General features: G+C 63.7%; 10 protein-coding genes. 4 read left to right on the top strand and 6 right to left on the bottom strand.

The window, feature by feature from the left end:
• The first annotated feature begins 110 nt into the window (after window positions 1-110).
• A complete protein-coding gene (locus tag NATTI_RS0117515) occupies window positions 111-1,463 on the top strand; it encodes a ribonuclease J (RefSeq protein ID WP_006088606.1) in 1,353 nt (450 codons plus the stop codon).
• Window position 1,464: 1 nt separating this feature from the next.
• Window positions 1,465-2,562 (top strand): geranylfarnesyl diphosphate synthase, encoded by a 1,098-nt coding sequence (gene idsA3, locus NATTI_RS0117510; RefSeq protein ID WP_006088607.1) that lies wholly within the window; start codon window positions 1,465-1,467, stop codon window positions 2,560-2,562.
• 155 nt (window positions 2,563-2,717) lie between these two features.
• Here idsA3 and NATTI_RS0117505 read toward each other — a convergent pair whose 3' ends face one another.
• A complete protein-coding gene (locus tag NATTI_RS0117505; RefSeq protein WP_006088608.1) occupies window positions 2,718-3,914 on the bottom strand; it encodes a Cdc6/Cdc18 family protein in 1,197 nt (398 codons plus the stop codon).
• Between the two features lie 634 nt (window positions 3,915-4,548).
• Here NATTI_RS0117505 and NATTI_RS0117500 point away from each other — a divergent pair.
• On the top strand, window positions 4,549-6,267 hold the full coding sequence (locus tag NATTI_RS0117500; RefSeq protein WP_006088609.1) for a glutamate--tRNA ligase: 1,719 nt from the start codon (window positions 4,549-4,551) through the stop codon (window positions 6,265-6,267).
• A 32-nt stretch (window positions 6,268-6,299) separates the two neighbouring features.
• Here NATTI_RS0117500 and NATTI_RS0117495 read toward each other — a convergent pair whose 3' ends face one another.
• From NATTI_RS0117495 to NATTI_RS0117480, 4 genes are all read right to left on the bottom strand, one after another.
• Window positions 6,300-6,653, bottom strand: coding sequence for a hypothetical protein (locus NATTI_RS0117495; protein ID WP_006088610.1), 354 nt, complete (start codon window positions 6,651-6,653; stop codon window positions 6,300-6,302).
• 164 nt (window positions 6,654-6,817) lie between these two features.
• The gene (locus NATTI_RS0117490; RefSeq protein WP_006088611.1) at window positions 6,818-7,711 is read right to left on the bottom strand and encodes a carboxypeptidase regulatory-like domain-containing protein; all 894 of its coding nucleotides are present in this window, start codon (window positions 7,709-7,711) and stop codon (window positions 6,818-6,820) included.
• A gap of 142 nt (window positions 7,712-7,853) precedes the next feature.
• Entirely contained in the window at window positions 7,854-8,027 is a 174-nt protein-coding gene (locus NATTI_RS26620; protein ID WP_006088612.1) for a hypothetical protein, read from the bottom strand.
• Window positions 8,028-8,115: 88 nt separating this feature from the next.
• Complete coding sequence (locus NATTI_RS0117480; protein ID WP_006088613.1) at window positions 8,116-8,601, bottom strand: DUF456 domain-containing protein; 486 nt, start codon at window positions 8,599-8,601, stop codon at window positions 8,116-8,118.
• A gap of 149 nt (window positions 8,602-8,750) precedes the next feature.
• Between NATTI_RS0117480 and NATTI_RS0117475 the strand changes: the two genes are divergently transcribed.
• On the top strand, window positions 8,751-9,497 hold the full coding sequence (locus tag NATTI_RS0117475; RefSeq protein ID WP_019992000.1) for an SDR family NAD(P)-dependent oxidoreductase: 747 nt from the start codon (window positions 8,751-8,753) through the stop codon (window positions 9,495-9,497).
• 85 nt (window positions 9,498-9,582) lie between these two features.
• Here the strand turns inward: NATTI_RS0117475 and tmcA are convergent, their stop codons facing one another.
• Window positions 9,583-11,991, bottom strand: a complete 2,409-nt coding sequence (tmcA, locus tag NATTI_RS0117470) for a tRNA(Met) cytidine acetyltransferase TmcA (RefSeq protein WP_006090866.1) — start codon at window positions 11,989-11,991, stop codon at window positions 9,583-9,585.
• Window positions 11,992-12,231: the final 240 nt, after the last annotated feature.

The following is a 12,231-nucleotide window of genomic DNA, read 5'->3' as shown; positions in this document are numbered from 1 at the left end:
GAACGCATAGCGGGATGGCCGACGCGCTGCAAGACGCCGGGGCCGTACGACCGGGAGTCCGCGGACCGTTTCGACGAGAGTCCATCACGCGACTTTCAGTACAACGAACCATGGAAATCGAAATTGCAACAATTGGCGGCTACGAAGAAGTCGGCCGGCAGATGACTGCCGTCCGCGCCGGTGACGACGTCGTTATCTTCGACATGGGGCTGAACCTCTCGCAGGTTCTGATCCACGACAACGTCGAAACCGAACGGATGCACAGCCTCGATCTGATCGACATGGGCGCGATTCCGGACGACCGGATCATGTCCGACCTCGAGGGCGACGTGCAGGCGATCGTTCCGACCCACGGTCACTTGGACCACATCGGTGCCATCTCGAAACTGGCTCACCGATACGACGCACCCGTCGTCGCGACGCCGTTTACGATCGAACTCGTCAAACAGCAGATCGAAGGCGAACAGAAGTTCGGCGTCGAGAACGACCTGGTCAAGATGGACGCCGGCGAAACGATGTCGATCGGCGACAGCGGTACCGTCGAACTCGAGTTCGTCAACGTCACCCACTCGATCATCGACGCGATCAACCCGGTCCTCCACACGCCCGAAGGGGCCATCGTCTACGGGCTGGACAAACGGATGGACCACACGCCCGTCATCGGCGACCCGATCGACATGAAGCGGTTCCGCGAGATCGGTCGCGAGGGCAATGGCGTGCTCTGTTACATCGAGGACTGTACCAACGCGAACAAGAAGGGGCGCACGCCCAGCGAAAACGTCGCCAGGGAACACCTCCGGGACGTTATTTACAGTATGGAAGACTACGACGGCGGCATCGTCGCGACCACGTTCTCGAGTCACATCTCGCGCGTGACGAGCCTCGTCGAGTTCGCCAAGGATATCGGCCGGCAGCCGGTCCTCCTCGGTCGCTCGATGGAGAAGTACTCGGGCACCGCAGAGCGACTCGACTTCGTCGACTTCCCGGACGACCTGGGAATGTTCGGCCACCGCAAGTCCGTCGATCGAACGTTCAAACGGATCATGAACGAGGGCAAGGAGAATTTCCTGCCAGTCGTCACCGGCCACCAGGGCGAGCCACGCGCGATGCTCACCCGGATGGCCCGCGGCGAGACGCCGTACCAACTGGACGACGGCGACAAGGTCGTTTTCTCCGCCCGCGTCATTCCGGAGCCGACCAACGAGGGCCAGCGCTACCAGGCCGAGAAACTGCTCGGCATGCAGGGCGCCCGCATCTACGACGACATCCACGTCTCCGGCCACCTCAACCAGGAGGGCCACTACGAGATGCTCGATGCGCTCCAGCCACAGAACATCATTCCCGCCCACCAGGATTTGAAGGGGCTGTCGGGCTACGTAAGCCTCTGTGAGAGCGAAGGCTACCAGATGGGTCGGGATGTTCACGTAACGCGCAACGGTAACCTCATCCAGCTTGTCGACTGATATGACGACCCCAGAGGCACGAGAAGAGGCGGTGCTCGAGGCCGTTCGGAAGCGCCGCGAGCAGGTCAACGAGGCCATTCCAGAGGAGTTACCGATCCAACGACCCGAGCGGCTCTACGAGGCGTCGCGGTATCTGCTCGACGCCGGCGGGAAGCGACTCCGGCCGACGGTGCTGCTCGCCACGGGCGAGGCGCTCGTCGACGCCGAGCCGCTCAGCGAGGACTACCGCGCGTTCCCCACGATCGATGGGGAGCGCACGGAAACACGTTCCGCGGATAGTTCGAGCGGCCCGCCGCGAGACACGATCGACCTCATGGACGCCGCCGTCAGCGTCGAGGTCATCCAGTCGTTCACGCTGATCCACGACGACATCATGGACGACGACGACCTCCGGCGCGGCGTGCCGGCCGTCCACAAGGAGTACGACCTCGGAACGGCGATTCTCGCCGGCGACACGCTCTACTCGAAGGCGTTCGAGATCATGCTCGAGACGGGTGCGGATCCCGCCCGGACCGTCGACGCGCTCGGCATCCTCGCGACGACCTGTACGAAGATCTGCGAGGGGCAGTCGCTCGACATCACTTTCGAGAACCGAACCGATGTCACGCCCGAGGAGTACCTCGAGATGGTCGAACAGAAAACGGCCGTGCTGTACGCGGCATCGGCGTGTCTCCCCGCGATCTTGCTTGGAGCGGACGACGAGACCATCGACGCCCTCTACGGCTACGGGCTCGACATCGGCCGCGCGTTCCAGATTCAGGACGACGTCCTCGATCTGACCGTCCCGAGCGAGAAACTCGGGAAACAACGCGGTAGCGACCTCGTCGAGAACAAACAGACGCTGATCACCGTCCACGCCCGCGACCAGGGCGTCGACATCGAAGGGCTGGTCGATACGACCGATGTCGATGCGGTCACCGAGGCCGAGATCGACGACGCCGTCGCCCGGCTCGAGGAGGCCGGCTCGATCAGCTATGCCAACGACAAGGCCCGCGACCTCGTCGATCAGGGCAAGGCACGACTCGAGGTCCTGCCGGACAACGAAGCTCGCGAACTGCTCTGTCAGCTGGCGGATTACTTGATCGAACGCGGCTACTGATCGACTTCTCGCCGCTTTTCTCTCGAACGTGCTACTGTGCGTCTCGGAAAACGTACTGACGTATGTCTCGAGTCGAGTTCCTATCGTGAGTGCAGTTGAGCGACGAGCCGTCGGTACGGTGCGATACGCCGACACGATTTGCAGACTTTGGACACCTACACCGATTTGCAGGCTTTGAGAACCAGTTCCGGATCGTCGACGAGTTCGTGGATCGTGTGTGCGCCTTTGCCGTGGCCACGTCCCTTCCGCGTCTGCTCGATAATCGAGAGAAATGCCAGTTCGCTAAGCAACTCGCGAACCCGCCGGATCCGAAGCGGATCCGCACCTTCCTGTTGGCAGAGCACTTCGTAGGTCGAATAAATGTTCGACGTTGGGACCGCTGGGTCGTCCTCTGGAGCCTGTTGGGTCCGAAATGCGAGCGCCTGCAGGAGCAGTTTCGAATGTGGTGGCTGCTTCGAGATGAGTTCTGCCAGCCGATTCTGTTCCTCTCGAGTGTGAGCCTGGTTGACGTGATCTTCGGTGACAGTTTCTAGGCCGTTCTCGTCGGCGATCTCGCCGGCGTACCGGAGAATGTCGATCGCCTTTCGCGCGTCGCCGTGTTCTTTCGCGGCCAGCGCCGCAACTCTCGGGATCACCGAATCCTCGAGCACGCCGTCCTGAAACGCGTCTTTGCGTGACTCGAGAATCGCCCGGAGCTGGTTCGCATCGTAGGGCGGAAAGACGTAGTCCCGCTCGCTCAGGCTGGATTTGACGCGCTCGTTCAGCTCTTCCTTGTACCGGATCTTGTTACTAATCCCGATGATTCCGAGCGTGCTATCCTCGAGTTTTCCGGATTCGACGGCTCGAGAGAGCTGCATCAGGATGTTGTCGTCGCCGAGTTTGTCCACTTCGTCGAGAATGATGATTCCCACGTCGAACCGACTGTCGAGGACGTTCCAGAGTCGCCGATAGTACTCGCCCGTACTCAGACCCGACGCGGGAATCGTGACCCCCGTTATGGATTCGTCGTTGAGCTCGCGAGCGATCGTGCGAACGGCCTGGGTTTCCGTCGTGTGCTGGAGACAGTCGATGTAGGCGACACCGATCGAGACGTCGTTTTCCGCAGCGCTCGAGCGAAGATCCTTCGTGATGTACTTCGAGCAGAGCGATTTGCCCGTGCCCGTCTTACCGTAGATCAGGACATGATTCGGCGTCTGACCCTGTACGGCGTCTTTGAGCGCCTGTGCGAGGCTGTTGAGTTCGTCCTGTCGACCGATGATTCGGTCACCGTCGACGAGGTGGGAGATCCGCAGCAAGTCCTTGTTCGCAAAGATATGATTTTGGTTGTCGAAGAAGGACTCAGATCCTGACATACGTCGGGTTTGCTCGAGGTGGTACTTAACGCTACCTCCTCGGTGCCGGTGTAAACACACCGGAGTGCCGATGTAGATTTTGTAAATTGCCCTTTCAAAGCCTGTAGAACCGTTTTCACCACCCTTCGGTGCCAGTGTAAGTCCACCGGAGTTCCGATGTAGTTGTCGATTTCGGAACACTCCCACCCCGGAGTGCCGGTGTAAATACGCTACGAGCGTCGACGAGAAACGCTGAAACACTCGATTCAGAACCGCAGTCACGAACGAACACGACGGAACGGACGAGCGGTCGATCACACCCGATTCGGGTGGACACGTTGTGACCGATGTCACAATCTGGTTATCGTGACTCTCGTATGACCGATATCGTAGATGTGTTATTTATATGCTTTGGTAGCAGTCTCTCAGCAGCAATCAACGAATTCGGATATTCGGGCTAAACTGGCTATAGCGTACGTTTTCGGGCGACTTACATCGGCACTGCGGGGTGAGTCCGCTCGATCAAATCGGTCTGACCGACAGTATCGCCGGACGTGCCGAACGCACGTCCCGGGAACGCACCGAACGCACGCCCCGGGAACGCACCGAACGCACATCGCGGAGGTTTTGGGCCGGGACCGAGTACGTCTCGGTAATGGACGACGAGCTACGAGAGCGTGTCGAGCGTGAGGCGGAGAAACACGCGCTGTTGAACGCGGTCAAACACGAGAGCGACGCCGACGTTGGCGCGATCATGGGTCCGCTGATGGGCGATAATCCCGACTTCCGACCCCACGGAGACGAAATTCCGGGCATTGCCGGCGGCGTCATCGGTCGGGTCAACGACCTTTCCAACGAGGAAAAACGCGAGCGGCTTGAGGAACTCGCCCCCGAGGAACTCGCGGAGATCGAAGCCGAAGATGAGGAGGACGAACACGATCTCCCCGACCTCTCGAACGCAGACGATCACGACGAGATTCGGATGCGCGTCGCACCGAACCCCAACGGGCCGTGGCACGTCGGTCACGCACGGATGCCGGCCGTTATCGGCAGCTACAAGGATCGATACGACGGCTGGTTCTGCGTCCGCTTTGACGACACCGACCCCGAGACGAAACGCCCCGATCTCGAGGCCTACGACGCGATCCTCGAGGACCTGGACTATCTCGGCTTCGAACCCGACGCGATCTACCGGGCGAGCAATCGCCTCGAGACCTACTACGAGCACGCCCGTGAGTTGATCGAACTGGGCGGGGCCTACACCTGCTCCTGTTCGGGCGAGGAGTTCTCAGAGCTGAAGAACAGCGGCGAGCCGTGTCCACACCGCGACAAGGACGTCGACACCGTCCTCGAGGAGTTCGAGGCCATGGTCGACGGCGAGTACGAGAGCGGCGAGATGGTCCTTCGCGTCAAGACGGACATCGAGCACAAGAACCCCGCGCTGCGCGACTGGGTTGCGTTCCGGATGATCGACACGCCACACCCGCGCGAGGAGGCCAGCGACTACCGCTGCTGGCCCATGCTCGACTTCCAATCGGGGGTCGACGACCATCTGCTCGAGGTCACCCACATCATTCGCGGCATCGACCTGCAGGACTCCGCCAAACGCCAACAGTTCGTTTACGACTACTTCGACTGGGAGTACCCGGAAGTCCTCCACTGGGGGCACGTCCAGATCGACGCCTACGACGTCAAGATGAGCACCTCGACGATCGCGGAACTGATCGAGGAAGGCGAACTCGACGGCTGGGACGACCCGCGCGCCCCGACGCTCAAGAGCCTCCGACGCCGCGGGATTCGCGGCGAAGCCATCGTCGAGTCGATGACCGGTCTCGGCACCTCGACCAGCGACGTCGACCTGGCGATGAGCACGATCTATGCGAACAACCGAGACCTGATCGACGAGGAGACGGACCGGCGCTTTTTCGTCCGCGAGGGCACTCAGGTCCCGCTGGGTGGCAGCCCGCCGGACGAGGCGAATCCGCCGCTCCATCCCAACCACGAGGAGCGCGGCGTCCGCGAGGTCCCCGTCGGCGCGTCCGTGATGCTCGAGGAGGACGATCTTCCCCAGCGCGAAGAGCGCATCTGGCTCAAGGGACTGGGCTGTTTCCAGTTCACGCGGGACGTGCTCCAGTACACGGGCGAGGACATCGATGTCGTCCGCGAGGGTGACGTCGACGTCGTCCACTGGGTGCCGGCGGACGAGAGCGTCGCCGTCCGTATGCGAACGCCCGACGGCGATGTCCGGGGCCACGCCGAACCCGGTGTCGCTGACCTCGATGCTGACGAACTCGTGCAGTTCGAACGGGTCGGCTTCTCGAGAATAGACCGTCACGACGAGGACGAGACCGTCGTCTACTACACGCACGACTAAGGCGAAAAGCGACTGGTCGGTACCGAAAACGGTTACGTCTCGCCGGTTTCGTTCTCTTCCGCCTCCTCGATGAGCACGTCGGCTTCGGTGTCCTCAGACTCGTCGGTAGCTTCGGTGGTTTCGGTGTCCTCAGACTCGTCGATGGTTTCGGCTGCAGCGGTTTCGTCGGATTCCGTCTCGTCGTCACCGTCCGCGGTCTCCGCTGTCGGCTCGGGTTGCACAACGAGCTCGATTTCGCTGCTGCCACACTCCGGACACTGCTCCTGTTCGCTGAAAATTTCGGATCCGCAGTTTCGGCACCGATAGTCGGCGCTCTCGTCTCGAGCGGATACCGCCTCCTGTTTGAATCGCTCGACCTTCTCGCCAAGCCGCTCGAACATTCCCATAGTCGCGAGATGGGTCCACAGACAGATAAATTCCGTCGGTAGAACAAAAGAGCTGAATCCCGGCTCGAGCGACAGAGAGTGCCCGAAAACCACTATTCGCTTGCGTCACCGTCGCGGGAGCGCGATCGAACGAGTGAGTTGACTACGCTCCCGACGAGGGTCGACTACTCCGCCTCGAGCGTCACGTCCTGGTCCGTCATGCGGCCGAATCGAACGGCGACGTCCGTCTCGAGACGCTCGTAGCCCGCTTCCGAGACGTCCAGCGTGTACTGTCCGTGGGGGATTTCGACGGTGAACTCGCCAGCCTCGGACGTCCGCTCGATCATCGTCGATCGGTAGCTCCTGAATCGAACCATCGCATTCGGAATCGGTTCGCCCGCCTCGTCGGCGACCGTGCCCGAGACCCACCCGTCGGGGTGGATCGTCCGCTCGTCGTCGGGAAGTTCGACCAGCGACCGAACGCTCTCGTCGGCCTCGACGTACACCTCGTCGTAGCCGTCGCCGTAGCCGTCAGCGTCCGAGGCGCGAATCTCCCACCAGCCCTCGGAGACGACGAAGCCGCGTCGCCAGCGATCGTTGTCCGGGACCCGGCCGCCCGGCGCAATGGCGCTGTGTTCCTCGCCGTTCCCGTAGATGGTCACTCGAGAGTCGATCGTCGAGCCCCCGCTCTCTTCGATAACGGCGACCTCGAGTTCGCCCTCGCCCGGACCCCATTCGCGTCGGAGGTCGAAATCGGCGGTGACGGTCTCGCCGGCTCCGACGGTGATCTCCGCCGATTCCGCGACGTAGCCGTCGGTATCCACTGCGAGCGTGTACGTGCCGGGCTCGAGCCCCTGCTCGTACGAGCCGTTGCTCGTACTGTCGGTGTCGTGTTGGCCGTCGAACGTGACCGTGATATCCTCGACGGGGAGTCCCCCGTACGTGAGCCGACCCTCAACCCGTCCCGTCTCCTCGGACTGGGACGTGGCTCCGGCGACGTTCGTGGTGCCGGCAGTGGCGAGAAGCCCTGCGGTGACGAGACTCGAGCGCTGAATGACGGTTCGCCGATTGGGGTGCATGGGTTGCTGTGGTGAGCAAGCCGTGACCTCATCATATCTCTTCTGGAAACGGTCGTTTACAGGCCCGAGAACGTCTCTAAGTTGCGAATGTGACGATATAATTTGCGTCTAGTTGGCGACCGTCGGCGGCTCGAGTCCTTCCTCACTCGTCGCGCTCGAGGAGGTCGTCACCGGTGTCGACGATCGGATCGGCGACGACGCCGTCTTGCCGACCCAGCACTCGCGCGTGGGCGGCACAGACCAGCCGGTTGTCCGTCCACGGAATGTGGAGTTCGACGGCAGCGGGCCGGTCGCAGTCGTCCTCGGTGCAGTCCATAGGCGCTCTACGACGGCGGCCGACTCAGTGTTTGTGCTCCTCGAGCGAGTCGGATAGAGACGAGCGAGACGAACTGGAGGTCGAACCATCAGAACGCGAAAACGGCGAGGACGAAGACGAACAGGATCGTTGCCGTCAGCAGCGCCTGGATCGCCGTCGACGCGAGGGTGCCGACGGTCGCAAAGAGCGCGGACCGGGTGCTGTGGGCGGCGTCGCCGCGTCGAAAGTACTCGAGGAGAAAGACCGTCCCGAACAGGCCGACGAGCAGTCCGATGGGGCCGACGACCAGAAGCAGCGTGATGGCGACCACGGCAGCGATGGAGGTCGTCGCCCACGACGCGCCGCCGACTCGAGCCGCGAGCGAGCCGGCGAAGAACTCGGCGAAGAGCGTCAGTAACCCCAGAACCGTGAGCACGGCGAGTGTGATCGTTCCGGGTTCTGCGAAGCCGGAGTGCCACCAGTAGAGGTAGATCCCCGACAGCGAGAGCAGTCCGCCGGGAACGAGCGGGACGAGGGTCCCGACGATACCGCCGACGAGCAACGCGACTGCGAGGATCGTGATCGCATCGACCATATCGACCCCGACGGCCGGCCCGACAAAAGGCGTACGGTCTTCGGTGCAGTCGATGAGAGATCGGTCGGTACCTGGCGTGCAATTCCCGCGGCGTCGGTGGCCGGTTCCGACTCCCGTATTATTACGTACCGGCATCCGAACGACTGGATATGACGCAGACACGCGGAGCGATCATCGTCGGCGCGTCGTCGGGGATCGGCGAAGCGCTCGCACGACAGCTTGCCGACGAGGGGTACGAGATCGGATTGGCCGCCCGTCGAACGGAGCGAATGCGAGAGATCGGAAACGAGTTACCGACCAAATCGTACGTCGCGACGATGGACGTCACCGACACCGAGGACGCTCGAGCGGGCTTTTTCGAACTCGCGGAGGCGATGGGATCGGTCGATCTGGTCGTGCTCAACGCCGGCGTCGGTCCGTTCAATCCGAAACTGGACTGGGAGCCCGAACGACGGACCGTCGACGTCAACGTCCGCGGGTTCGTCGCGCTCGCAACGGCCGCGATGGAGTACTTCGAAACCGTCGGTCGGGAGGACCACGCGAGCGAACTCGACGGTCATCTCGTCGGAATTTCGTCCGTTGCGGCCCACTTCGGCGGCGGCGGAGTCCAGGCCTACTGCGCGTCGAAGGCGTTCGTCTCGACCTACCTCGAGGGACTCCGGGCCCGCCAGCGCGACTCGGACTCGAACGTCTCGATTACGACCGTCGAACCCGGCTACGTCGACACCGAGCTCTCGATGGGCGACTTCTGGGAGTGTTCGCCCGAAACCGCCGCGAAACAGATCGCTCGAGCGATTCGGACGGAGAAAAATCACGTCTACGTCACGCGGCGCTGGCGCCTCGTCGCGTGGGTCCTCGCTCTGACCCCCAACTGGCTGCTTCGCCGGCTGTTGTAGCGCCGCGGACCGCCGAAATCTCCATTGCCCCATGTCGGGAGCAGTCAGCGACGATCGTAATCCGGAGGCGATGCGGTCGTCGCGCTCACCCGTCGGCGAACCGACCTCGCTCCTCGAGCGCCGCGTCTCCACCGTACCGATCGACCAGCGGACGGAGCGCGTCGCCGAGCGCGCGCATGCACTGGCCGGTCGAGTGGTACCCGAGTCGCTCCGCGACGGCCGAGACGCCGCGAGCCTGGAGCGCGCGCAGCACGAGCAGTCGTTCCTCGCGTTCGGTCAGGTCGATTTCGACCGGGTTCTCGACGAAGTAGCGGATGATGAGTCGACGGAATGGCTCGGGATCGACGTCGAACAGCCCGGGACCGTAGGCCGCGCCGGCGACGACCCGCCAGTCGTGGTCGGATAGCTCGAGCCGCGGCGCTGCCGCGTCGTCGACGGACCGCAAGAGTGCACGGGCTACGTCGGGATCGAGATCCGACAGCGCGTCCGTACAGAGCGCTGCGAACCGCCGGGCGAACCAGTCGGCGTGGCGGTCGTGGAGGTCGGCTCCCGGCTCGGTCGTCGGGGCGAGCATGAGCGCCGAGTACTCGCCGCTGGCGTCGTTGCGAGTCGTCGAAACGTGGACCGTTCGGTAGCCGTTCTCGCGCCAGAACTCGAGCAAACCGGGCGTCGCGCCGAACCCGGTGCCGAGCCAGTCGATCCCCTCGCGGGGCCGTCGGTCCCGTTCGCCGTCCGAGACGCGTGGCGTCTCGCTCGAGAACTCCTCGCGGATACACTCGAGCAGCCGCGACCCCAGCCCGCGCGAGCGCACCGCGTGGTGGGTCGCGATGCGAATGACGCGGAGGCCGGCGGGTTCGCCCGCGGACTCGTCGCGCAACTGGCTCGTGAGCACGTCGGGGAGCATGTTCCCGCGAACGCGGTCTCCCTCGTACATCATCGTCCGCGTTTCCGGCGAGAGGTTCCCCTCGCGAGCCAGCAGGGCGACGCTGACGACGCGTCCGTTCCGGCTCCCGTCCCCCTGGGATTCGGTGCCGTCGCCGTCACCGTGGACCAGCGCGCGGGCCTCGAGGTTTGGTGCATCGAGCACTCGCGCGAGGTCGTTGGGCTCGGTGCGGTAGTGGGCGAGCACTAGCAGGCCGAACGCCTCCCGGAGCAGGTGTTCGTCTGCGAGCAGGTCGTCCGGCTCGAGTCGTCGGTAGTCGACCGAGTCTGGTGTCGCGTCCTCGACCAGCGACTCGACCGGCGGCCGGGCGTCGAGGAGCAGCGCGCGAAACGCCCAGACCTCGACGGGGTCGCCCGCGGCGTACCGGATCGGCTCGAGAAGCGTTCGCTCGGCCACCTCGTGATCGCTCCCGGCCAGTCGATCCCGGAACCGGACCGAAAAGCCGCGGCCGGCCCCCTCGTAGCCGTGAATCGTCGTCGCGAACGCGACGTTGTCGGCTTCGAGTAGCGACTCGAGCATCGAGACCGGGAGCGCGGCGGCCTCGTCGACGATGACGACGTCCGCGTCCTCGAGTTGGGCCACGGCGTCGGTCGGCTCGAGAAACCGGACACGGCCGCCGACAGCGGTCTCGAGCCGGCGAGCAGGGTCGACCGTGGCGTCGACGTCCGGGAGCGCCTCGCAGAGTTCCCCCGCGCGATCGAATAGTTCGGCCGCGTTCCGCGATTGGGGTGCGGTGACGAGGACGTCCAGTCCCGCCGCAGCCATGGCTCCCGCGGCCAGTCCTGCGGCACTCGACTTGCCGCGGCCGCGGTCGGCCTCGAGGACGACGGCTCCTGGCTGGGTGCGTTTGGTCGCTTCGGTCTCGTCGGTCGCGCCAGTTGCTTCGGTTCCCTCCAGCAGTGACTCGAACGCGGCAACCGCGTTGGCCTGGTCGCCGGTGAGACAGGCCTCGTAGGTTTCGGCGGGGAACCGCGTGTTCGTCGGTGCCTCGAGCGACGGTTCCTGCTCGCGGCTCGGGCGCGGTGCCGGATTCGTCAATCCGTCGTCGACGATTTGCTCGGCATCGAGGTCGACGATTCCGATTCCGCGATGTGCGCGAAGGGTTTCGACGAGTCGCCCTCTGAATCGCCCGGTAACGTCCGCGAGGGAGAACGGTGGCACCGCGAGTGACTCGTCGAACTCGCCGCTTCGGTCGGGCCAGCCCTCGAGCGGTGGCGTCAGCAGGACCAGCAGGCCGCCCCCGTCGACCGCACCGATGACTTTGCCGAGCGCGTTCGGTCGGAGTCCCTCGTGGGCATCGAGCGCGACGACGTCTCGAGTCGTTCCGAGGAGGTCGCTCGCGTTGGCCTGCGGGAGGTATTCACAGCGAAGGCGGTCGTCGGGACCGACGAGCGTCGTGGCGGTGATCGCGACCGGGAGGGCGTCGAGGATCGACTCGAGGGCGTCGTATCCCTCTTCCCGTTCGCCAGAGAGGACCAGCAGCCGTCGCTCGTTCGTTCCCGTCGCTTCGTCGAACAGCGATTCGGCGAGTCCGACGATGTCCGCGTCCATGTGAGCGGATTGGGGGACTCGAGAGTAATAGCCACCGGAGTACGATCGATGGGGCAGTCGCCTGGAAGGGTGATCGAGAGAAGCGTTCCGTTCGACGGCAATCGATACTCCGGACCACCGCGTACCGTGGGTTGATCGATAGTCTCGCACCACAGTCACGATTGTCTATATCCTGTCGAATCGGCCCGTGCGGACCCCTCTCACAGCCCCGTCCGTTTGAACACGCTTTTAAGGGGGGCA

This window comes from Natronorubrum tibetense GA33 (assembly GCF_000383975.1).
Taxonomy (GTDB): domain Archaea; phylum Halobacteriota; class Halobacteria; order Halobacteriales; family Natrialbaceae; genus Natronorubrum; species Natronorubrum tibetense.
The sequence above is the reverse complement of the archived record's forward strand: the minus strand, read 5'-3'. Positions and strand labels throughout refer to the sequence as shown.

Coding starts and splice junctions, on each gene's coding strand:
- NATTI_RS0117515 (WP_006088606.1), top strand. CDS start 111: ATGGAAATCGAAATTGCAACAATTGGCGGCTACGAAGAAGTCGGCCGG.
- idsA3 (WP_006088607.1), top strand. CDS start 1,465: ATGACGACCCCAGAGGCACGAGAAGAGGCGGTGCTCGAGGCCGTTCGG.
- NATTI_RS0117505 (WP_006088608.1), bottom strand. CDS start 3,914: ATGTCAGGATCTGAGTCCTTCTTCGACAACCAAAATCATATCTTTGCG.
- NATTI_RS0117500 (WP_006088609.1), top strand. CDS start 4,549: ATGGACGACGAGCTACGAGAGCGTGTCGAGCGTGAGGCGGAGAAACAC.
- NATTI_RS0117495 (WP_006088610.1), bottom strand. CDS start 6,653: ATGGGAATGTTCGAGCGGCTTGGCGAGAAGGTCGAGCGATTCAAACAG.
- NATTI_RS0117490 (WP_006088611.1), bottom strand. CDS start 7,711: ATGCACCCCAATCGGCGAACCGTCATTCAGCGCTCGAGTCTCGTCACC.
- NATTI_RS26620 (WP_006088612.1), bottom strand. CDS start 8,027: ATGGACTGCACCGAGGACGACTGCGACCGGCCCGCTGCCGTCGAACTC.
- NATTI_RS0117480 (WP_006088613.1), bottom strand. CDS start 8,601: ATGGTCGATGCGATCACGATCCTCGCAGTCGCGTTGCTCGTCGGCGGT.
- NATTI_RS0117475 (WP_019992000.1), top strand. CDS start 8,751: ATGACGCAGACACGCGGAGCGATCATCGTCGGCGCGTCGTCGGGGATC.
- tmcA (WP_006090866.1), bottom strand. CDS start 11,991: ATGGACGCGGACATCGTCGGACTCGCCGAATCGCTGTTCGACGAAGCG.